The 19,765-nt window shown below is 68.4% G+C and carries 16 protein-coding genes; 4 read left to right on the top strand and 12 right to left on the bottom strand.

The genetic code is table 11. The features are described from left to right. Positions 1 to 26: 26 nt before the first annotated feature. Positions 27 to 1,295 carry a C4-dicarboxylate transporter DctA gene (gene dctA / locus AC07NF_RS02245; protein WP_494631479.1) on the bottom strand — a complete coding sequence of 423 codons (1,269 nt, stop codon included), beginning with the start codon at positions 1,293 to 1,295 and terminating at the stop codon, positions 27 to 29. Positions 1,296 to 1,356: 61 nt separating this feature from the next. After that, a complete protein-coding gene (locus tag AC07NF_RS02240; RefSeq protein WP_494631482.1) occupies positions 1,357 to 2,544 on the bottom strand; it encodes a mandelate racemase/muconate lactonizing enzyme family protein in 1,188 nt (395 codons plus the stop codon). A gap of 94 nt (positions 2,545 to 2,638) precedes the next feature. Here AC07NF_RS02240 and AC07NF_RS02235 point away from each other — a divergent pair, with 94 nt between their 5' ends. After that, positions 2,639 to 3,577, top strand: a complete 939-nt coding sequence (locus tag AC07NF_RS02235) for a LysR family transcriptional regulator (RefSeq protein ID WP_494631486.1) — start codon at positions 2,639 to 2,641, stop codon at positions 3,575 to 3,577. Positions 3,578 to 3,580: 3 nt separating this feature from the next. Here the strand turns inward: AC07NF_RS02235 and AC07NF_RS02230 are convergent, their stop codons facing one another. The 5 genes from AC07NF_RS02230 to AC07NF_RS02210 all read right to left on the bottom strand — a co-directional run bounded on the left by AC07NF_RS02230 (position 3,581) and on the right by AC07NF_RS02210 (position 10,943). Further along, positions 3,581 to 4,948 carry a glycoside hydrolase family 28 protein gene (locus AC07NF_RS02230; RefSeq protein WP_494631489.1) on the bottom strand — a complete coding sequence of 456 codons (1,368 nt, stop codon included), beginning with the start codon at positions 4,946 to 4,948 and terminating at the stop codon, positions 3,581 to 3,583. Between the two features lie 93 nt (positions 4,949 to 5,041). Continuing rightward, the gene (locus AC07NF_RS02225; RefSeq protein WP_494631493.1) at positions 5,042 to 6,499 is read right to left on the bottom strand and encodes a CehA/McbA family metallohydrolase; all 1,458 of its coding nucleotides are present in this window, start codon (positions 6,497 to 6,499) and stop codon (positions 5,042 to 5,044) included. Positions 6,500 to 6,574: 75 nt separating this feature from the next. Next, positions 6,575 to 9,376 carry a TonB-dependent receptor gene (locus tag AC07NF_RS02220; protein WP_494631497.1) on the bottom strand — a complete coding sequence of 934 codons (2,802 nt, stop codon included), beginning with the start codon at positions 9,374 to 9,376 and terminating at the stop codon, positions 6,575 to 6,577. Positions 9,377 to 9,450: 74 nt separating this feature from the next. Beyond that, positions 9,451 to 10,398, bottom strand: a complete 948-nt coding sequence (locus tag AC07NF_RS02215) for a FecR family protein (protein ID WP_492811214.1) — start codon at positions 10,396 to 10,398, stop codon at positions 9,451 to 9,453. Continuing rightward, the gene (locus tag AC07NF_RS02210) at positions 10,362 to 10,943 is read right to left on the bottom strand and encodes an RNA polymerase sigma factor (RefSeq protein ID WP_492811216.1); all 582 of its coding nucleotides are present in this window, start codon (positions 10,941 to 10,943) and stop codon (positions 10,362 to 10,364) included. The genes AC07NF_RS02215 and AC07NF_RS02210 overlap by 37 nt, the downstream gene beginning before the upstream one ends. Positions 10,944 to 11,098: 155 nt before the next feature. On the opposite strand from AC07NF_RS02210, the gene AC07NF_RS02205 reads away from it, so the two are divergent. The 3 genes from AC07NF_RS02205 to AC07NF_RS02195 all read left to right on the top strand — a co-directional run bounded on the left by AC07NF_RS02205 (position 11,099) and on the right by AC07NF_RS02195 (position 15,647). Next, positions 11,099 to 14,173, top strand: coding sequence for a TonB-dependent receptor plug domain-containing protein (locus AC07NF_RS02205; protein ID WP_494631499.1), 3,075 nt, complete (start codon positions 11,099 to 11,101; stop codon positions 14,171 to 14,173). An 83-nt stretch (positions 14,174 to 14,256) separates the two neighbouring features. Further along, positions 14,257 to 15,177 carry an alpha/beta fold hydrolase gene (locus tag AC07NF_RS02200; RefSeq protein ID WP_494631502.1) on the top strand — a complete coding sequence of 307 codons (921 nt, stop codon included), beginning with the start codon at positions 14,257 to 14,259 and terminating at the stop codon, positions 15,175 to 15,177. Then, positions 15,174 to 15,647, top strand: coding sequence for a cupin domain-containing protein (locus AC07NF_RS02195; RefSeq protein ID WP_494631503.1), 474 nt, complete (start codon positions 15,174 to 15,176; stop codon positions 15,645 to 15,647). Before AC07NF_RS02200 ends, AC07NF_RS02195 begins: the two co-directional genes overlap by 4 nt. 43 nt (positions 15,648 to 15,690) lie before the next feature. Here AC07NF_RS02195 and AC07NF_RS02190 read toward each other — a convergent pair whose 3' ends face one another. The 5 genes from AC07NF_RS02190 to AC07NF_RS02170 all read right to left on the bottom strand — a co-directional run bounded on the left by AC07NF_RS02190 (position 15,691) and on the right by AC07NF_RS02170 (position 19,750). Further along, positions 15,691 to 16,302, bottom strand: a complete 612-nt coding sequence (locus tag AC07NF_RS02190; protein ID WP_494631505.1) for a hydrolase — start codon at positions 16,300 to 16,302, stop codon at positions 15,691 to 15,693. A gap of 77 nt (positions 16,303 to 16,379) precedes the next feature. Next, on the bottom strand, positions 16,380 to 17,393 hold the full coding sequence (locus AC07NF_RS02185; RefSeq protein WP_494631507.1) for a FecR family protein: 1,014 nt from the start codon (positions 17,391 to 17,393) through the stop codon (positions 16,380 to 16,382). After that, the gene (locus AC07NF_RS02180) at positions 17,390 to 17,926 is read right to left on the bottom strand and encodes an RNA polymerase sigma factor (protein WP_492811228.1); all 537 of its coding nucleotides are present in this window, start codon (positions 17,924 to 17,926) and stop codon (positions 17,390 to 17,392) included. Before AC07NF_RS02180 ends, AC07NF_RS02185 begins: the two co-directional genes overlap by 4 nt. Positions 17,927 to 18,024: 98 nt before the next feature. Continuing rightward, the gene (locus AC07NF_RS02175) at positions 18,025 to 18,807 is read right to left on the bottom strand and encodes a kinase (protein WP_494631509.1); all 783 of its coding nucleotides are present in this window, start codon (positions 18,805 to 18,807) and stop codon (positions 18,025 to 18,027) included. After that, positions 18,791 to 19,750 (bottom strand): 2-hydroxyacid dehydrogenase, encoded by a 960-nt coding sequence (locus AC07NF_RS02170; protein ID WP_494631511.1) that lies wholly within the window; start codon positions 19,748 to 19,750, stop codon positions 18,791 to 18,793. The genes AC07NF_RS02175 and AC07NF_RS02170 overlap by 17 nt, the downstream gene beginning before the upstream one ends. Positions 19,751 to 19,765: the final 15 nt, after the last annotated feature.

Genomic DNA, 19,765 nt, shown 5'->3' with positions numbered 1-19,765 from the left:
CGGGGTAAGCTCGAACTGAGAAAGGGTCATGCGCTGGTCGCGCCTTTGTCCAGGGTCGCGCGGGCCTGGTCCATGTCCAGCGCGCCGTCCCACTTGGCGATCGCCACGGTGGCGACGCCGTTGCCGATCAGATTGGTCACCGCCCGCGCCTCGTTCAGGAAACGATCGACGCCCAGCAGCAGCACGAGGCCACTGACCGGGATGGCGTGCAGGGTCGAGAGCGTCGCGGCCAGGGTGATGAAGCCCGCGCCGGCCACGCCCGCAGACCCCTTCGAGGTCAGCAGCAGCACGCCCAGGATCACCAGCTGGTCCAGCAGCGACAGGTGGGTGTTGGTCGCCTGGGCCACGAACACCGTGGCCAGGGTCAGGTAGATGCAGGTGCCGTCGGCGTTGAAGGTGTAGCCCGCCGGCAGGACGAGGCCGACGACCGGCTTGGCGCAGCCCATGTCCTCCAGCTTCTTCATCATCCGGGGCAGCACGGCCTCGGTCGAGCAGGTGCCCAGGACGACAAAGATCTCCTCGCGGATGAAGTTCAGGAACTTCCAGAACGACAGGCCCGTCGAGCGCATGACCAGGCCCAGCACGATGACCACGAAGGCGATCGAGGTGACGTAGAGGGCGATCAGCAACCGGCCCAGCGACCACAGGGTATCGACCCCGTACTTGCCGATCGTGAAGGCGATCCCCGCCCCCGCCCCCAGCGGCGCCAGGCGCATGACCATGCCGACGATCTTGAAGATCGCGTCCAGGAAGACGTCGATGAAGTCGACCAGCGGCTTGCCGCGCTCGCCCAGCTGACTGACGGCCGTGCCGGTCAGCACCGCCAGCAGGATCACCTGCAGCATGGCGCCCTTGGCGAAGGCGTCGACGAAGGTGGTCGGGATGATGTCCAGCAGGAACGGGATGACGCCCTGTTCCTTGGCGGCTTCGGTGAAGCTGGCCAGGGCCTTGCCGTCCAGGTTCGACGCGTCGATGTTCAGGCCCGCGCCCGGCTGCATGACGTTGACGACGACCAGGCCGATGACGAGGGCGATGGTCGACAGCACCTCGAAATAGATCAGGGCCTTCACGCCGATCCGGCCGACCTCCTTGAGGTCGCCCATGCGGGCCATGCCCACCACTACGGTCCCGAAGATGATCGGGGCCAGCAGCATCTTGATCAGCTTGATAAAGCCGTCGGCGACGGGCTTCAGCGCCGCGCCAACATGGGGCCACAGAATGCCGATCGCGGCCCCGATCGCGATGCCGATCAGAACTTGGATGTAGATCTGTGAAAACAGGCGCTTGAGGTTCAAGTGTTTAGTCCCCCCGGGGACGCCCGGCTGTCTTCGCCGGGTCGTCCCGTTGTCTTTGGTATCAGGCCGCGCGGTGCGCTACGTCTTCGGTCAAGGTCCGCATCAGGGCGTACAGCTCCGACTTGGCCTCGAAGCCGACACCAGGCACGTCCGGCAGGCCGACATAGCTGTCCTCGACCCGGATGCCGTCGGCGAAGCCGCCGAACGGCTTGAAGACGTCGGGATAAGACTCGTTGCCGCCCAGGTGCAGGCCGGCGGCGATGTTCAGCGACATCTGGTGACCGCCGTGCGGGACGATCCGGCGCGACGACCAGCCGTTCTGCTCCAGCACCTCCAGGGTGCGCAGATACTCGACCAGGCCATACGACAGGGCGCAGTCGAACTGCAGGTAGTCGCGGTCGGGACGCATGCCGCCGTGGCGCAACAGGTTGCGGGCGTCCTGGTGCGAGAACAGGTTCTCGCCGGTCGCCATCGGCAATTCGTAGTGCTTGGAGAGCTCGGCCTGCAGGGCATAGTCCAGCGGGTCGCCGACCTCTTCGTACCAGAACAGATTGTAGGGCTTCAGGGCCTCGGCATAGGCGATGCCGGTCTCCAGATCGAAGCGGCCGTTGGCGTCCACCGCCAGGTTCTGGCCGTCGCCGACGATTTCCAGCACCGACTCGATGCGGCGCAGGTCAACGTCCAGCGAGGCGCCGCCGATCTTCATCTTCACGACCTTGTAGCCGCGGTCGCGATAGCTGCGCATCTCGGCCTGCAGCTGGGCGTCGTCCTTGCCCGGATAGTAGTAGCCGCCGGCGGCGTAGACCCAGACCTTGTCGTCGGCCTGGCCGCCGCGATAGCGCTCGGCCAGAAGCTGATACAGGGGCTTCTCGGCGATCTTGGCGACCGCGTCCCAGATGGCCATGTCGATCGTGCCGACCGCCACCGAGCGCTCGCCGTGACCGCCCGGCTTTTCGTTCGTCATCAGGGTCTTCCAGATGGCGAACGGGTCGAGGTTGTCGTTCTTCTCGTCGATCAGGCTGTCGGGAGCGGCCTCGGCCAGGCGCGGCAGGAAGCGCTCGCGCATCAAGGCGCCCTGGCCATACCGGCCATTGGAATTGAAGCCGTAGCCGATAACCGGTTTGCCGTCCCGCAACACATCGGTAATGACGGCGACAACCGAGCAGGTCATCTTTGAAAAGTCGATATAAGCATTGGCGATCGGCGAGGCGATTGAGACCGTCTTCTCGCGGATGTCTAGAATTCGCACGGGGTTCTCCACTTGTCAGACAAACCCTAGGCCGGAGCCCCTCGGACGGGCCAATGCCATTCTCGATGGTCGCTATGCGCAACAGGCATCAACTATGGAACTGATCTGGCTGGAAGACTTCGCGGCGCTGGCCGAGACCGGCAACTTCTCACGCGCCGCCGAGAACCGGAACGTGACCCAGCCCGCGTTCAGCCGCCGTATCCGGGCGCTGGAGGACTGGATCGGCGCGCCCTTGTTCGACCGTACCGCCAACGGGGTGGCCTTGACCGCCGCCGGCCAGCAATTCCGTGGCGGCGCCGACGAGCTGATCCGGCGGATCATCCAGCTGCGCCGCGAAGCGCGCGAGGCCGGCGGCAAGGAAGCCGCGACCCTGCGCTTCGCCGCCACCCACGCCCTGTCCTTCACCTTCTTCCCGCAGTGGATTCGCCTGCTGGAGTCGCGCGCACCGCTTGGCCCTGTGCGGCTGATCTCCGACAGCATGCAGGCCTGTGAAGAGCTGATGCTGCACGGCCAGGCCCAGTTCCTGCTGTGCCATCACCACGCCGCCGCACCGGGCCGCTTCGGCTCGCAGTTCCGCTCGGTGATGGTGGGCCGCGACGCTCTGGTCCCCTTCTGCGCGCCCGACGAAACCGGCGCGCCGCGCTGGACCCTGACCGAGGGCGACACCGACATCCCGTATCTGAGCTACAGCGCCGAGTCGGGACTGGGCCGGATCCTGGAGTCCCAGCGGTTCATCGATCGCGCTTCGGGCCTGCGTGAGGTGTTCTCGGCCCGTCTGGCCGCCAGCCTGATGCCGATGGCCCGCGACGGACGCGGCGTGGCGTGGCTGCCGGAAACCCTGGCCGAGCTGGAGGTCGCCGAGGGCCGCCTGGTGCGCGCCGGCGGCCCCGAATGGGACGTGGCCGTCGACATCCGCGTCTTCCGCCCCACCGCCCGCCAGAGCCTGGCGGCCGAGGGGTTCTGGTCGGAGCTGGGTGGCTTCAAGGGTCCGGGCGAGGCCGAGGAGATCCCCGACCAGGCCGCGAACGCCTGACGACTACTTGGCGGCCTTGACCAGGCCGCCCGCCTCGGGGCGGAACGGCGTCTTGTCGGACGACTGGATCGCCACGCCCTGGGTCAGGACCTCGGCGTTGCGGACCAGCAGGCCCTTCTTGGCCGTGATCTTGATGTTCTTCAGCGTGATGCCGATCGGCTTTTCGGGCAGACCGGTGACGATGCCGGCCAGGTCCGCGCCCGTGGCGGTGACGCCGTCGACGACGATGCCCGACATGTCCGGCGTCTTGTCGTGGACGAAGGGCTGGACCGGATCGGTCGGGCCCGGCCAGATCTGGTTGCCCAGGATGAAGCCGCCCGGCTGCAACTGCTTCTCGGCCGACGCGAGGTCCAGCGGGCGGTACGCGTAGTAGCTGGTGAAGACCAGCGGGGTCTCGACGTCCTTCATGGTGTTGTTCTTGAACACCACGTCCTTGATCGTCCCGCCCTTGCCGCGCATCGACTTGATGCGCAGGCCGTACATCGAGCCCTCGAAGGTGTTGTTCTCGACCCGCACGCGCTGGACGCCGCCGCTGGCGCCGCTGCCGATGCAGATGCCACGACCTTCCAGGATCGTGTTGTTGGCGATCAGGATGTCGGACGACACCGCGTCCGGATAACGCTCGTCCGGGCCGTTCGACTTGATGGCCACGATGTCGTCGCCGACGCTGATGATGTTGTTGGTGATCACGACGTGGCGGGTGTTCATCGGATCGATCGCGTCGGTGTTCGGCGCGTGGGCCGGCGCGGTGATGCGGACCTTGTTGATCGTGATGTAGTCGCTGTTGTTGATCACCAGGTGGAAGGACGGCGAGTTCTCGAAGCGCAAGCCTTCGAACAGGACGTTCTTGCTCTTGTTGATCCAGACGAGGCGCGGACGCTCGTCCTTCTGCTGCTGGCGGGCCTGGCCGTTGGTGGCGAAGTCGGGGATCGCGCGCCACACGGCGCGGATCCGCTCCCACCAGACCTGGCCCTGGCCGTCGACCAGACCGTCACCGACGATGGCCACGTTCTCGGCCCCGTCGACATTGATCACGCCGCTGCGCTCGCCATGCGGGAACAGCGCCGCGTCGGTGCCGGCCAGCACCTCGGCGCCCTTCTGGATCTCCAGACGGATGTTGGACTTCAGCCAGATCGGCCCGATCAGATATTCGCCGCGCGTCACCCGCACGGTGCCGCCGCCGGCCGAGGCGCAGGCGTCGATGGCCTTCTGGAAGGCTTCGGTGTCGAACCAGATGCGCGTGCCGCCGGCGCCGTACTCACGCACGTCGCAGACCTTGGCCGGGAAGCTGTTGGTCGATTGCGCCTGAGCCCCCGTCGCCGCCACCAGAAGGGCCGCTACGGCCCCCGCCATCATCAACCCGTCGCGCATACTGAAAGCCTCCCGATTATCGCGGGAGACTAGGCGGCGAGTCCTCTCGCCGCCCATGCCTAAATCAGCGTTCGCCATGCCGTCCCGGCATAGCTAGGGCGCTTGTGTCAGGTAGATCGGATTGCCGATCAGCAGCAGGCGACCGGCGGCGTCGCGGACATTGACCCGCACCCAGCTGGCACCCTGCCCCATCCGGATCTCGAACCTGCCGTCCGAGATCGCCGGCGTGACCTTGGCGCCGTCCTGGATGATCTCCAGGCTCGCCGCATCGGCGCCGGTGACAGAGGCCGTGAAGACCACCGCCTCGCCCGGCTTAGCCGCCAGCGCTCCGCCCATAACCGCCGTCCGATCGCCGGTGCGGGCCGACAGGTCCAGCATCCGATCGCGAGTTCCATCTAGGTCGACGAACACCCGCCCCGCCTTCAGCCCCGCCAGCAGGGCTTCGGTCGAGAGCCCTTCGGCGTGGATCACCGTGGCCGGACGGCCGACGGCTGAAGGCTTGTCGTGCGGGATGCCAGCGTCGTGGTTGTCGCTGCCGCCGATGGCGGTGATCCGGCGGCCCTGGTTCAGCTGAGCCTCCCAGAAGGGCACGCCCGACAGGATGCCTTCGAAACCGCCCAACGCCTTCTCGTTGCCGCCGTTGGCGGCCTCGATGGCGGTGACCGCGCCGTAGTCGGTGTCCTTGGCGGTCCAGCCGCAGCCCATGCAGATCTCGCCCGACGGCACAGCCGGGTGGTTGATCGAGAACACGCCGCCGGCGGCCTTCACCGCCTGTTGCAGGCTGCGGATGGTCGGGACGGTCTTGGAGCCCAGGCGGAAGTCGATGAAGGCCGTCGGACCAAAGACGTTGGCGTGACCCTGGAAGGTCGTGATCTCGCGACCGGTCATAAGCAGCAGGTTCGGGAACGCCGGTTGCAGCTCCGTCAGAGCTTCGGCTTGGCTGGTGGTGTTGTGGTCGGTGACCGCGATGAAGTCGAGGCCGGCGGCCTGAGCGGCCAGCACGGTGCGATAGACTGGACACGGCGCACGCGGCGCGTCGCCCGTGGTGCAGCCGCCGTCGCTGTGGGCGGTGTGCGTGTGCAGGTCGCCGCGATACCAGCCGGGCGTTGTCGCCTTGGGCAGGGTCGCCGGCAGCGCAACGGGGCCCCGCGCGAACCAGACCCTGGCCTCGTAGGTCGCCTTGGAGTTCGGCCGAGCATTGGGCACGCCCAGCAGCAGGGTCCACTTCCCGGCCGGCAGCGGCCCCGGCAGATAGCTGGCCGTCGCCGCCTCGGTCGAAACGAAGAAGCCCTTCTTGTTGCCGCCGCTCCAGCCTCGGAAACGGACGGGATCCAGCAGGCCCAAGTCGACCACCGTCTTGTTCTCGCGGCCGGTGTAGTCGAACGCCACCGTGACGCGCGTGGTCCCGGCCGGAACGTCGAACGGCACGGGCTTGTAGGTCTGATGGTCGGCGCCGGTGATCTCGCCGGTCAGGACGAGGTCGGGCTTGCCCTCCTGCGCCAGGGCCGGAGACGCGATCAGCAGCAGGACGAGGGCGAGCCAGCGAAGCATGGGCGTATCCAAAAGAATGGGCGGCCGAGGCTGCGGCCGCCCAAGTTTCAGGGGAAAAGGATCAGGCGGCGCGCCTTAGAACTTGTAGAGAAGCGCCGCCTTGAAGGCCCGACCGAACTCCGGACGGCCGATGCCGTACAGGGCTCCGGCCTCGCCGCTGATGATCTGGCCGGCGCGAGGGTTGCCCTCGGTCAGACCCAGTTCGTTGGTCAGGTTGGTGCCGTAGGCGTAGACCGAGAGCTGGTCGGTGACGTTGAACCGCACCGTGGCGTTGACCAGGGTGTAGGCCGACAGCTTCGAGGTGTTGGCCGCGTCCGAATAGCGGTCGCCGTAGCGCTCGATGCTGCTCTCCAGGCGCAGGCGGCGGTCCAGCAGATTCACGCCCGGCGTCAGACGGAAGGCCGTCTTGGGCACGCGGATCAGCTGCTTGCCCGTGAAGTCGCGGGTGCGGCTGGCGGTCCCGGCCGGCGGCTTGACCTGGCAGGTCGGGTCCGAGGCGGCGACCGTGCAGGCCTCCTCGAACTTGTAGTCGCCGAACTTGGGATCCTGGATCGTGGCGCTGAAGCCCAGGTCGAACCACGAGACCGGACGCAGCGTGCCTTCCAGCTCCAGGCCCAGGGTCTTGGTGTCGGTGATGCTGGTCTGGGAGACGTAGGCGCCGGTGGTCGGGTTGAACACCAGGCTGCCGAAGCTCAGCGCGTCATAGGCCGTGTGGAACACCGTGGCGTACAGGTCCAGCTTGCCGGTGCTCAGCTTGTAGCCGCCTTCCATCAGATCCATCGTCTGGATGAAAGGCGAGGTGTTGCTGGCGTTGGTGATGTAGTCGCCCAGCGACGGCAGGCGGAACGCCGAGGTGTAGCGGGCGAACAGGCCCATCTGCCCGTTGATCCGATAGTCGGCGCCGACGGTCCAGCCGCTGTGCTCGAACTTCTTGTTCAGGCGATCATAGACGCCCGAGCCAGCCAGCACCGTGTCGTCGGCCGGGGTCGGCGAGAGGCCCAGATTGATCGTGGCGGTGCGTTCGCTACGACCAGTGAATTCGGTCCGCTCCCAGCGCACGCCGGCGTCGATGCGCAGGGCCGGCGTCACCTGCCACTCGTCGGTCAGGTACAGGGCCGTGGTGTTGGACTTGCCGTCGCCGTTGGCGAACTCGGCGCCGTAGCGGCTGATGCCGTTCTCGGTCAGGCTGGACAGGATCTTGCCCGAGGCGTCGACGGCCACTAGGTCCAGACGGCGGGCGTTCTCACGCACGTCCAGCAGGGCGTTGGCCGAATAGCGGTTGAAGGCTTCCTCGACGTGGGCGCGGTAGAAGCCGAACGCGACGTCGTGGGTCTGGCCGCCGATCTCGAACTTGTGCAGCAGGCGGGTGTCGCTGATCAGCTCGTCCAGCGGGACCGAGACGTAACGCAGCGAGCCGTCCAGCACGAGGCCATTGCCGTTCTGGCCCGCGCCCGTGGTGTTGAACACCTCGCTGGGGTTGGTCGCGTAGCGCAGCTGCACGTCGGTCGCGCCCGGCGTGGCGGCCAGCAGGGCCGTGCGGTACTGGGCGATGCGGGCCGCGCCAGTCACCGGGGTGTTGGGGAACAGGCCGATACGCTTGGACTCCGAGGTCCGGTAGCGCAGCGTCTCCTGCAGATGCCAGCCGTCGGCGATCTCGTACTTCAGCTCGGCGGTGGCCTGGGTCAGCTTGACCTCGGTGCCGCGCGACAGGTCCCAGTCGAACGGGCCCTTGGGGCCGCGCAGGGTCAGCTTGTTGGTCTCGGGACCCGACAGGGTGCCGGTCAGCGGGTCGAAGCCCGGCGCGGCGCTGGGCTCGCCCTCGGCGTTGAACTTCAGCGGCACGCCGGCGAACAGGATGACGTTGTCGTCCAGGTGCTTGATGTTGAAGTCGAAGCTGCCTCGCTCGAAGTCACGGCCGATCGAGGCGCGGACCTGATAGCCCTTGTTGGCCGTGAAGCCCGGATCACGAATGCCGTCGTCCTCGCGCCAGAAGCCGCCAACGCCCATGCGCCAGTCGCCGATCGGACCGCCGTAATAGGCGTCGACGCGCTTGAGGCCATAGTCGCTGCCCTGGACCTTGATGATGCCTTCCTTCACGTCGCCCTTGCGGGTGATGAAGTTGACCGTGCCGCCCGGGGCGTACGAGGCGAAGATCGACGACGGGCCGCCGCGCACCACTTCGATGCGGTCGATGGTCTCGTCCAGGCGGAACGACTGGTCGGCGTTCAGGTAGCCCAGGCCGCCGTCATGCTGGATCGGCGCGCCGTCTTCCTGCAGGGCGATGGCCGAGAAGCCTTCCTGCGGGATGCCGCGGGCGCGGATGTTGGCGCTGGCCTCGCCGCCCGAGGCCTCGACCCAGAAGCCGGGCACCGACTTCAGCGCGTCGGCCACGCCCATCGGCGAGCGCAGGCGCAGGGCCTCTTCGTTCATGGTGGTGACGGCGTAGCTGGTCGCCAGGCGGGTGCGGGCGTCCGAGCCGGCGCGCGAGGTGACGATCAGTTCCTCGACCGTCGACACGTCAGCGGCGGCCGCGCCCGCGGCCAAAGGGCCGGCGCCCCGCTGGCGCAGGGTGATGACCTGGGCGGTCGCCGAGGCGATCTCCAGCTCGCTGCCGTCGATCAGCTTGCGGACCGCGTCCTCGCGACCGAACGCGCCCTGCAGGCCGCTCGTGCGGTGCTTGGCGGCGACGTCATAGGGGAACAGGATCTGCACGCCAGCCTGGCGCGAGAAGGCGGTCAGGGCCTGGGCGGTGTCGCCGGCCGGGATGTTGAACTCCACCCGCGCGGCCGTTTGGGCTTGAGCGACCACAGGGGTCACCAGCGCCGTCGTGGCCAGAAGCAAGCACGCGCCGATGCGCGGCGTCCAAGACCTAGTCATCGTATTTCGCCCCGTTTTGGTCTCGCCGGAAATCGGCGTCTCGCTCGGGAAGATGAAAGGGCCGGGAAAAACCTCTATCGAGATTTGAGAAGAATTCGTGACGGACCATCCTCGATGATCCGTAGACCGAACGTCGTCCGCAGGGCTTCCAGGAAGGTTTCGGGATTGTCGGTCAGGAACCGGCCGCCCAGGCGCATGGCGCCGACCTTGGCGTCTTCTATGACCAGCTTGCGGACGAGATAACGATTGTATTCCTCGACCGCCTCGGACAGCCGCTGACCTTCGAAAACGATTTCACCACGCCGCCAGGCTTGGACCGCCTGGACCTCGGCCTCGGGCGCCGCGGCCACGGCCACGCCGGCGGCGGTGATGGCCAGGGCCTGACGGGCGTCGGTGGCGGTCTCCACGGCCGCCTGCCCCGCGCCGGCGGCGGTTTCGATGGCCGCGCGGCCGGCCAGGACGATCAGGTCCAGGCCCGCCGGACGCAGGCGGGCGTTGAACTGGCCGGACGCCAGCCGCGCCAGACCCTGCTCAGTGAACAGCTCGAACGGCCGCAGGACGTCCTGGGCGATGGTCAGGGCCACCTCCCCGCGCCGCAGCCACAGCCGCCGATGCTTGCGGTCGAAGCGCCACAGCACCTCGGTGTCGGTATTGAGCTCGACCGAGCTGCCGTCGGGCAGAGCCAGGGTGCGCCGCTCGCCGACGCCGGTGACGGTGCGGGCGCGCAGCAGCTGATCGCGTCCCAGATAGGCCGCGCCGGAGAGACCGGCGGCCAGGGCTAGGCCTCCGCCCAGCCAGGCGCGACGGTTCATCGCCGGCCGGCGCAGCGGCTCGGCGTCGCGCAAGGCGTCCAGCTTGCTCCAGGCGGCGGCGACCTCGGCGAAGGCGGCGGCGCGGCGCGGATCGGCGTCGCGCCAGGCCTCGAACTCGGCGGGGTCGGCACGACCGGCGTCCAGACGCGCCAGCCACTCCGAAGCCTGGGCGATCAGCGCGTTTCTGTCTTGATCGCCCGTTTTCGCCATGTACCCGCTTTACTCCCGATCCCGCGGCCTTCACTCGCCGCCAGGGACTTGGTCAGGAGCATCAGCCCCTTGGCCAGATGCTTCTCAACCGTAGAGATGGACAAGTTCAACCGAACCGCTATCTGGCCCGGCGAAAGCCCCTCCATTTTTCGTAAAGTGACCACTCGCCGGCACTGCTCCGGCAATCGATCGACCGCCTCGAGCACCCGCAGCAGCTCCTCCCGGGCGCTGGTCACGGCGTGGGCGTCCGGCGCCGGGTCTGGCAGGGCTTCCATCTCCAGCACCCCGATCTGGCGAATGCCCACCACCTTGGCCCGGCGGAACCGCTCGAAGGCCAGGTTGCGGATGATGGTCAGGACGAAGCGCTCGGGCTGCTCCAGGCGTCGCCAGTCGGGCACGCCCAGCACCTTGGCATAGGCTTCCTGCACCAGGTCCTCGGCCTCGACCGCGTCGCCCGTCAGCTTGCGGGCATAGGCGCGATAGACGGGCGCGGACGGCAGCACCGCCTCGGCGAACCACTTGTCGATCTCACGTAGCCAGGCCATCGCGCGGTGTCCCGTCGGCGACTCGCCGACTCCTTGGAGCGCTGCACTAACGAGCGGACGTGTCAGTTTGCTGACGATCGACGCGATGGGACTCGCGTGTCCGCCGGGACAGGCCTAGATACCGCGCTGGTGATCCGGCGCCTTTGGGGGAAGGTATGCATCCGCACCGACCCGCATTCCGGCTCTGGACCTGCGTCGGCGTTCTGCTGGCCACGGCGGCGACCGCGCACGCGACCCCTGCCCTTATCGACCTCCGCGCCGGCGCACTGCAGGACGCTTTGAGCGAACTGGCGCGCGAAAACGGCGTCGACATCCTCTATTCCGCGGACCTGGTCAGAGGACGGCGAACCGCTGCCGTAAAGGGACGGCTGACCACGCAGCAGGCGCTCGCCCAGCTGCTAACCGGTTCGAGCGTCGGCTACCGGGTCACGGTCGACGGCGTCTTCGTGCTGTTCGAACTGCCCAGGCGCGAGATCGTCGACCCGGGCGACGGCGCAATCTCCGAAGTGCTAGTCCCGGGTCGCCGCACGCAAAACGCCGACATCCGCCGCACCGAAAACGACATCCAGCCCTACAGGGTCGTGAGCCCGCGCGACCTGGCCGTCGCGTCCCAGGACAATGTCGACCAGTACCTGCGCGAGCGGTTGTCCGCCAACGGCCAGGTCGTCTCGCCCAGCCAGCAGGTGAACAACACCGGCGCGCCCAATTCGGCGATCGACCTGCGTGGCGTCGGCCTGCAGCGGACCCTGGTCCTGGTCGACGGCCGCCGCCTGCCTGGCCTGCCGACGCGCATGACCGGGCTGGAACAGAGCGATATCAACGCCATCCCACTAGGCGCGATCGAACGGATCGAAACCCTGACCGCCACGGCCGGCGGCATCCATGGCCCCAACGCCATTGGCGGGGTCGTCAATGTGGTGTTGAAGCGCGACTACCGGGGCGCTGACCTGACCGTGGTCTCCGGGATGTCCAGTCGGGGCGACGCCGGCCGGGGCCGCGTCGAGGCCCGCCTGGGCTTCACGCCCGACCACGGGCGCACCGACGTGATGCTGTCGGCCTCCTACTCGGCCGCCCAGGCGCTCACTGTCGGCCAGCGCGACTACGCCCGTCGCTCCCTGGAGCTGCAGGCCAAGAACAACCCGGCCGAATATCTGATCCAGAACAGGGCGTTGAACGCGATCACCGTCCGCAACGCCACGGGCGAGTCCTTGCGACTGGACGACGGAACGGTTCTGAGCGGCGCCTACACCTTCCTGCCGATCGGCTTCCAGGGCACGGACCAGGAGAAGGCGGCCCTGCTGATCGCCAATGCCGGCCGCCTGCCTACCGACCCTGCCAAGGGCATGGCCGGCGACGACACCTCGCTGGTCTCGACGCCCAGGACCTATTCCATCCTGTTCAGCGCCCGTCGGCGGATCGGCGACCGGGTCGAGGCCTTCGTTGATGGCCTGGATCTGCACGACCGGGCGCGGGCCTACACGCCCAAGGCCATGAACACGCGCAGCATCATCGCCGCCGACGCCGCCGGCAACCTGTTCGCCAATGCGGTCAATTTCTCGTTCCCCCTGCCCGGCCTGGCCGACCAGAAGACCACCACGGTCGATGTCCGCCGGCTGACCGGAGGCCTGATCGCCACCTTGCCCGGGCGCTGGAAGGCGTCCGTCGACTACACGGTCGGCCGTGCGCTGGTGGACTATCAGCGTGAGGGCCTGATCGCGCCCTCCGGCCTCGACACCGCCCTGCGGACCGGTTCGACCAACGCGCGGGGCCTGGCGCCGATCATGCCTCTGGGGGACTTCGCGACCTTGCAGTCGGCGGCTATGGCCTATGCCATTCCGAGCAGCGACCACACGCGGATCATCACCCAGTTCAGCAGCGGGGTCGTCCGCGCGGCCGGCCCGCTGATGACGCTGCCGGGCGGTCCGCTGACGGCCACCGTGCTGACCGAGATCCGGCGCGAGCGCATGCCGGAAACCGAATATGTGCAGATCAACGAAGCCGGAACGATCCTCAACATCTCGCCCGACCGGGTCCAACGGGTAGCGTCCGGCTATGTCGAGCTGCGGGCGCCGTTGCTGGCGCGCACGTCGCGGCTCGTCCCGGCGCGGGGCCTGGAGCTGCAGCTGGCCGTGCGTCGCGACCAGGTCAGGATGACCTTCCCCGACATCGTCCTGAACGGCGTAGCGACCGTCAGAACCCGCGCCACGACCCGTCACACGGCCGACGTCTATACGGCGGGCCTCCGGACCTTTCCGGCCGACTGGCTGATGCTGCGCGCCAGCGCGGCGACGGGAAAATCACCGCCCGACATGAGCCAGCTGCAGCAGATGGGCATCGTCCCCATCGCCGCCTTCGGACTGACCGATCCCAAGCGCGGCGGGCGCGCCCTCTCCGCCGACGGCCCCTACATCTGGAGCCGCAACGGCTGGCACGACATCGGCCAGGAACAGGGCCTGACGCGGTCGGTCGGCGTGGTGCTGAATCCGTCGGGCCGCGGCGGTCCGCGCGTCTCGATCGACGCCTCGCGGGTCGAGATCCGCGACGAGATCGGCCTTCTCGGCCTGACCCCACAGGCCGTCATCAATGACGAGGCGCGTTATGCCAGGCACGTCGTCCGCGAGCCTCTGTCGCCCACCGACGCGGCCCTGGGCTATTCCGCCGGCCGGATCACCGCCCTCTACACTGGCGTGACCAACATCGGACGCACCGTCGCCGAGACGATCGATGTCCAGCTCGACTGGGCGCTGCCGTCTGTGCGGGGCGGCCAGACCCAGCTCTACGGCGCCGCCACCTGGCAGCCGACCTTGCGGACCCGGCGCAGGCCCGAGACGCCCTGGTTGGACCGGGTAGGCTATCGCGACGGCCCCTTGGAATGGCGCGGCAATGCGGGCCTGCAATGGACGCGCGGCCCGCTGCTGCTGGACCTCAACGCCCAGTACCTGGGACGCTCCAGCCCGCTGTGGTCGCCCTATAGCGGGATCATCCAGACCACCTCGCGCAACCAGGGCCGGACCTACATCCCGTCACGCGTCTATCTGGACCTGGCGACCCGCCGCCGTTTCGATTTCCCGGCCGGCCACGCCCTGCGGTCGCTGGACGTGCGCTTCGCCGTCCAGAACCTGCTGGACACCAGCCCGCCGATCGTCGCCGACCCGGCCAACATGGGCTACGACTATCGCGGCGACCCGCGCCGGCGGCGCTTCGAGCTCAGCCTGTCGGGCCACTTCTAGGCCCTGGTGAGGGTTCTTCGAAAACCTGCGTTCCCCCTGGTGAAGGCGTCCGACCGGACGCCCCGCACTTCGGAGGACAGCCCGTGCTCAAGCTCATACCAGTCGCCTTGGCGGCCCTAGCCCTTTCGACCTCCGCGATGGCGCAGGTCAAACCCTTCCCGGCCGACTTCAAGACCCAGGAGATCGCGACCAACGGCGTAACGATCCACGTCCGGGTCGGCGGCAAGGGTCCAGCCGTGGTGCTGCTGCACGGCTATGGCGAGACCGGCGACATGTGGGAGCCGATGGCCGCGGACCTGGCCAAGGACCACACCGTCATCGTCCCCGACCTGCGGGGCCTAGGCCTGTCGTCCAAGCCGGCGTCGAGCGGCTATGACAAGAAGACCCAAGGCGGCGACGTGGCCGGCGTGCTCGATGCTCTGAAGATCACCAAGGTCGACCTGGTCACCCACGACATCGGCAACATGGTCGGCTACGCCTTCGCCGCCGAGCACCGCGATCGCGTCAATCGTTTCGTGCTGATCGACGCGCCCCTGCCCGGCGTCGGCCCGTGGGAGGAGATCCTCAAGAACCCGCTGCTGTGGCACTTCCGGTTCGGCGGCCCCGACATGGAGCGCCTGGTCGCCGGCCGTGAGCGCATCTATCTGGACCGCTTCTGGAACGAGTTCTCGGCCACGCCGGCCCGCTTCACCGAGGCTTCGCGCCAGCACTACGCCAAGCTCTACGCCCAGCCGGGCGCGATGCACGGCGGCTTCTCGCAATTCGCCGCCTTCGACCAGGACGCTATCGACAACAAGGCCTTCGTCGCCGAGGGCAAGCTGGACATGCCCGTGCTGGCCCTGGGCGGCGAGAAGTCGTTCGGCCCGATGATGGCGACGGTGATGCGCTTCGCCGCCAGCAACGTCACCGAAGGCGTGGTTCCGGACTCCGGCCACTGGATCATGGAAGAAAACCCCAAGGCCACCGTGACGCTGGTGCGTAACTTCCTGGACGCCAAGCCATGAGCCGTCGTCTCATCCTTGCCGCCGCACTGCTGCTGATCGCCGGCTCCGCGTCGGCCCAAGAGCGCCAGGTGCGGCTGACCCCACCGGAAATCCAGGGCCTGACCCAGGGCGGCGCCACGGCCGGTACTTCGGGCGTGACCGGCATCCGCACCACGGTGCTGTACGGCGATCCGACCAAGGCCGGCCCCTACACGATCGCGCTGAAGGTCCCGCCGAACACGCGCATCGCCGCCCACGGGCACCGCGACGACCGCACCGCCATCGTGGTCGGCGGCGTCTGGCGGTTCGGCTACGGACGCAAGGCAGATGAGAGCCTGGTCAAGGTCCTGCCGCCGGGCAGCTTCTACAGCGAGCCGGCGGGCGTCGAGCACTTCGCCATGACCGGTCCGGAAGGCGCGGTCGTCTACATCTCCGGTTATGGCCCGACCAGCACCGACTATGTCGAGCCGGCCGACGCGCCCAAGCCCTGACGGCAATCGGGGAGCAGGACGGACCGCCCTGCTCCCCTTTTCCTTAGTGCCCCACTGCCCGCAGGACGATGTCGGCGAAGCCCTCGGCGGTCGCCTTGCGCTTCCAGTCACGCTGCAGCTCGCACGCCACCTGGATCCAGCTGACCGGCTTGCCGCCCGCCTGCACCACACGGTCAATGCCCGCCTCGTGCGCCAGCTGCGAGGTGCCGCCGACAGCGTCCACCACCGCGAAGACGTCATAGCCCTCGGCCAGGGCGTCCAAGGCCGGGAACGCCAGGCAGACCTCGGTCCACAGGGCGACCATGATCAGCTTCTTGCGGCCGGTGGCCTTCACGGCGGCGACGAAGTCCTCGTCCTCCCAGGCGTTGATGGCCGTGCGATCGATCGGCTGGACGTCGGGCAGGACGTCGGTGATCGGCTTGATGGTCGGGGTGTTCAGGCCCGTGGCCACGTTCACCGTCGTCAGCACCACCGGCAGGTCATAGAGCTTGGCCGTTTTGGCCAGGTTCGTGACATTGGCGATCAGCAGGCGCTTTTCCATCGTGACGATGGACGAGACCTGCACGGGCTGGAAATCGATGATCAGCAGGGCGGCGTTCTGCGGCGTCAGCAGGTGATCCGCGAGCGGGTCGCGGATCGTCAGGGGCGATGTCATTTTCGGTTCTCGCTCAAGGGTTTCGAGCGACGACCTGCGACGCTCCCTAAGGGGGAACGCAAGGTTGCCGGAACTCCTCAGCGCCGGGTCGAGACCAGTTCGTAGGTGTCGACGTCGCGGGCGATCATCCGCACCGGCAGCACCTGCGACACCGAGCGGCCGAACCGCTTGATGTCACCGGTCTTGAAGACGCCGGTGATCCGCAGCGCCGCGACCTTGGGATCACGGATGACGATCCGAGCGCGGGTGTAGCGGTTCAGCTGGGCCACGGCCTCGGACAGCGGCTGGTCGCGGAACTCCACCACGCCCTGCTTCCAGGCCAGAGCCTCGTCCACATTGGTCGACGACACCGCACCCGCCGCGCCGGTCCTGGCCGCGAACGCCTGGCCTGGCGCGAGCCTGACCGCTTGTCCGCCAGCCGAGGCCACCGAGACGATCCCCTCGGCCAGTACCACCCTCACGGCGCCCGGCGTCAGTCGCACATCGAACTGGGTGCCCAGCGCCGTGACCACGCGTCCGTCCGCCTGCACGGCGAAGGGATGAGCGCGATCGTGGGCGACGTCGAAGAAGGCGTGGCCGCTCAGCAGGCGCAGATCGCGTCGCCCTCCTGCGAAAGCCACGTCCAGCGCGCTGTCGGCGTCCAGCGTCACGCGCGTGCCGTCCGGCAGGTCGACTACGGACTTCTGCCCCTTGCCGGTGACGTAGTCGGGCCGGCCCTCGGCGGTGAGCGAGGGCGCCGTCGCGACCTGCACGGGCCTGGCCTCGCGCCTGAACCAGTCTTGCCCGGCCCCGAGCAACAGCGCCGCCGATACCGCCGCGATGGCGATCGACGCCGCGATCAGGCGTGGCAGCCAAGGCTTAGCGACGGGCTCGGGTCCCGCCCGACGGGCCGCCCGCGCCATCGCGGCGATCAGGTCGCTGTCGTCGGCGTCATCGAAAATCGCCCACACCCGATGCACCTGGCCCCAGGCGTCGCGGTTCTCCTGGCTTTCGTCCAGCCAGGCGGCGAACTGCTCGCGCTGGGGCGACTGGTCGAGGTCGTCGTGGGCCAGCCATTGGGCGGCGGCCTGGGCCGGGGTCACGCGGGTCATCGGGCGTCTCCCGCGTGGGCCATCAGATGCTCGATGGCGCGAACCATGTGCTTCTCCACCGCGCTGACCGAGAGCCCCAGCTGAGAGGCGATCGCCTGGTGGCGCAGGCCGTCGATCCGGCGCAGCAGGAAGATGGTCCGCGTCCGCTCCGGCATGGTCATCAGGGCCGCGGCGGCCGCGTTCAAAGCCTGCTTGCCGGCATAGATCCGGGCCGGATCGAAGTCCTGCTCACCGCTCAGGTCCGGATCCAGGGCGACATGCTCGTCGGCATGACGGACCGTGCGGCGGCGGTAGCGGTCGGCCAGGACGCTGGCGGCGGTCTGGAAGATGTAGGCGCTGGCGTGGTCGGTGTTGTCGGGCGTGCCGCGCACGGTCAGGCGCAGGAACACCTCCTGCACCAGGTCCTCGACCTCGCCGGCGTTGCGCACACGTCGCCGGAAGTAGGCGGCGAGAGGACCGCGCATCGCCGCGGCCTGGCGAGCGAAGACGTCCGCGCGCGCGGCGGCGTCGGCCTCCTCTCGCGCCATTCTCATCAGAGCCTCCGGCCAGCCGATGCCGGCTTTCGAGAAGGCAAAACGCAGCGGCGCGCGAAGTCCTCATCACGTCGGCGGGGAAATCGTGCCGATTGACGTCAGGCCTTGAGGCCGCGACGTTCATCCAGCCGCAGCGTCAGGTCCGCATAGGCCGGCATGTCGGACAGGATGTGGCGGGTCAGGCGCTCGTAGTGCTGGATGAAGACCCCGATCTCGGCGTCGGTCATCGTGCGAGCGCCATCGCCCACGCGGGCGCGCAGGTCGTGCTCCTGCTGGATGCGCCAGTCCCGCACCACCTCGAAGCCCGGCGCGGCCAGCAGCACCAGCCTGTCGATCCGGGTGAAGAGTTCGGCATAGTCCGTGGCCAGAGCCAGGTTGGAGAAACGGCGCCACACCAGGTCGGTATCGCTTTCGGCCTCCAGGGCGTTGACCGGCGTCCTCAGGGCGATGTCGTCCTGGGCACGGGCGCCGACGCACCAGCCTTCGAAGACCAGGACGTCCAAAGGCCCTTTCACCGCTGTCCCGGTCGATGCGGGTTCGTCCGTGGCCTTGTCGAAGCGCTGCAGCACCACGTCGGCGCCGGCGCGGACCGCGTCCAGCACGCGGATGCCCGCTTCCGTATCATGGGTGCCGGGAACGCCCCGTGTCGCGAACAGTGGATGGATCACCTGGCTCAACCGCGCCCGCTCGGCGCGGGAAAAGTAGAGGTCGTCGATCGACAGCGTCGCCGCCCTCAGGCCCCGCGCCTCCAGCCGCGCCGTCAGCCCTGCCGCCAGGGTCGACTTGCCCGAGCCCTGCGCGCCGCAGACGCCCAGGACGAACGGCCCGTCGCCGCGCCAGCCGTCCAGAGCCTGTTCGACGGCGTCAAGCGACGCGGTCACGGGGTGGCTTTCCGTCGAAGAAGGCGTCGAGATTGTCGGCCGTCCGCATGCCCATGGCCGTGCGTGTCTCGAGCGTGGCGCTGCCCAGGTGAGGCAGCAGCACGGTGTTGGGCGCGGCCAGCAGCAGCGGGTTCACCTTGGGCTCGCCCTGATAGACGTCCAGACCGGCGCCGGCGATGACGCCATCGGTCAGGGCCTTGGCGAGATCCGCCTCGTTCACGACCGAGCCGCGCGCGGTGTTGATCAGGATCGCCGTCGGCTTCATCCGCGACAGCAGCGCGGCGTTCACCAGATGATGCGTCTCGGCCCCGCCCGGCGTGTGCAGCGACAGCAGGTCCGAGGCCGCCGCCAGGCTTTCCAGGCTGTCGTGATAGGTCGCGCCGTCTTCGTCTGTCACTTGCCGGCGGCTGTAGTAGGCGAGCTCCATGCCCAGCGCCGCCTTGGCGCGCCGGGCGGTGGCGCGGGCGATGCGGCCGTAGCCCACCAGGCCCAGGGTCTTGCCCGTCAGCGACTGGCCCAGAAGGTGCGTCGGCCGCCAGCCGGCCCATCGCCCCTCCCGCAGCTCACGCTCGCCCTCCCCGGCCCGCCGGCTGGTCATCAACATCAGCAGCACGGCCAGCTCGGCCGTCGCGTCGGTCAGGACGTCGGGGGTGTTGGTCACCACGATGCCGGCGGCCTTGGCGGCGTTCAGGTCGATGTGCTCGAAACCCACGCCGTAGTTGGCGACGATCTTTACCCGCGCACCGGGCGTGTTCAGCACCTCGGCGGGCATCTTGTCCGACACCGTCGGGCAGATGGCGTCGTGCTGGGTCATCGCCGCCTGCAGCTGGGCGATCGTCATCGGCGTGTCGGTCGCGTTCAGCGTCACGTCGTAACGTGCGGCCAAGCGCTGCTGGACGGCCTCGGGCCAGGAGCGGCTGATCAGGATCTTCGGCTTCATCATCCCGCTTTCGTAGAG

It is taken from the genome of Caulobacter sp. GW821-FHT10A06, from assembly GCF_059415805.1.
This window is presented reverse-complemented; position numbering and strand designations above follow the sequence as displayed.

Coding starts and splice junctions, on each gene's coding strand:
- AC07NF_RS02235 (WP_494631486.1), top strand. CDS start 2,639: ATGGAACTGATCTGGCTGGAAGACTTCGCGGCGCTGGCCGAGACCGGC.
- AC07NF_RS02230 (WP_494631489.1), bottom strand. CDS start 4,948: ATGCGCGACGGGTTGATGATGGCGGGGGCCGTAGCGGCCCTTCTGGTG.
- AC07NF_RS02225 (WP_494631493.1), bottom strand. CDS start 6,499: ATGCTTCGCTGGCTCGCCCTCGTCCTGCTGCTGATCGCGTCTCCGGCC.
- AC07NF_RS02220 (WP_494631497.1), bottom strand. CDS start 9,376: ATGACTAGGTCTTGGACGCCGCGCATCGGCGCGTGCTTGCTTCTGGCC.
- AC07NF_RS02215 (WP_492811214.1), bottom strand. CDS start 10,398: ATGGCGAAAACGGGCGATCAAGACAGAAACGCGCTGATCGCCCAGGCT.
- AC07NF_RS02210 (WP_492811216.1), bottom strand. CDS start 10,943: ATGGCCTGGCTACGTGAGATCGACAAGTGGTTCGCCGAGGCGGTGCTG.
- AC07NF_RS02205 (WP_494631499.1), top strand. CDS start 11,099: ATGCATCCGCACCGACCCGCATTCCGGCTCTGGACCTGCGTCGGCGTT.
- AC07NF_RS02195 (WP_494631503.1), top strand. CDS start 15,174: ATGAGCCGTCGTCTCATCCTTGCCGCCGCACTGCTGCTGATCGCCGGC.
- AC07NF_RS02190 (WP_494631505.1), bottom strand. CDS start 16,302: ATGACATCGCCCCTGACGATCCGCGACCCGCTCGCGGATCACCTGCTG.
- AC07NF_RS02185 (WP_494631507.1), bottom strand. CDS start 17,393: ATGACCCGCGTGACCCCGGCCCAGGCCGCCGCCCAATGGCTGGCCCAC.
- AC07NF_RS02180 (WP_492811228.1), bottom strand. CDS start 17,926: ATGAGAATGGCGCGAGAGGAGGCCGACGCCGCCGCGCGCGCGGACGTC.
- AC07NF_RS02170 (WP_494631511.1), bottom strand. CDS start 19,750: ATGATGAAGCCGAAGATCCTGATCAGCCGCTCCTGGCCCGAGGCCGTC.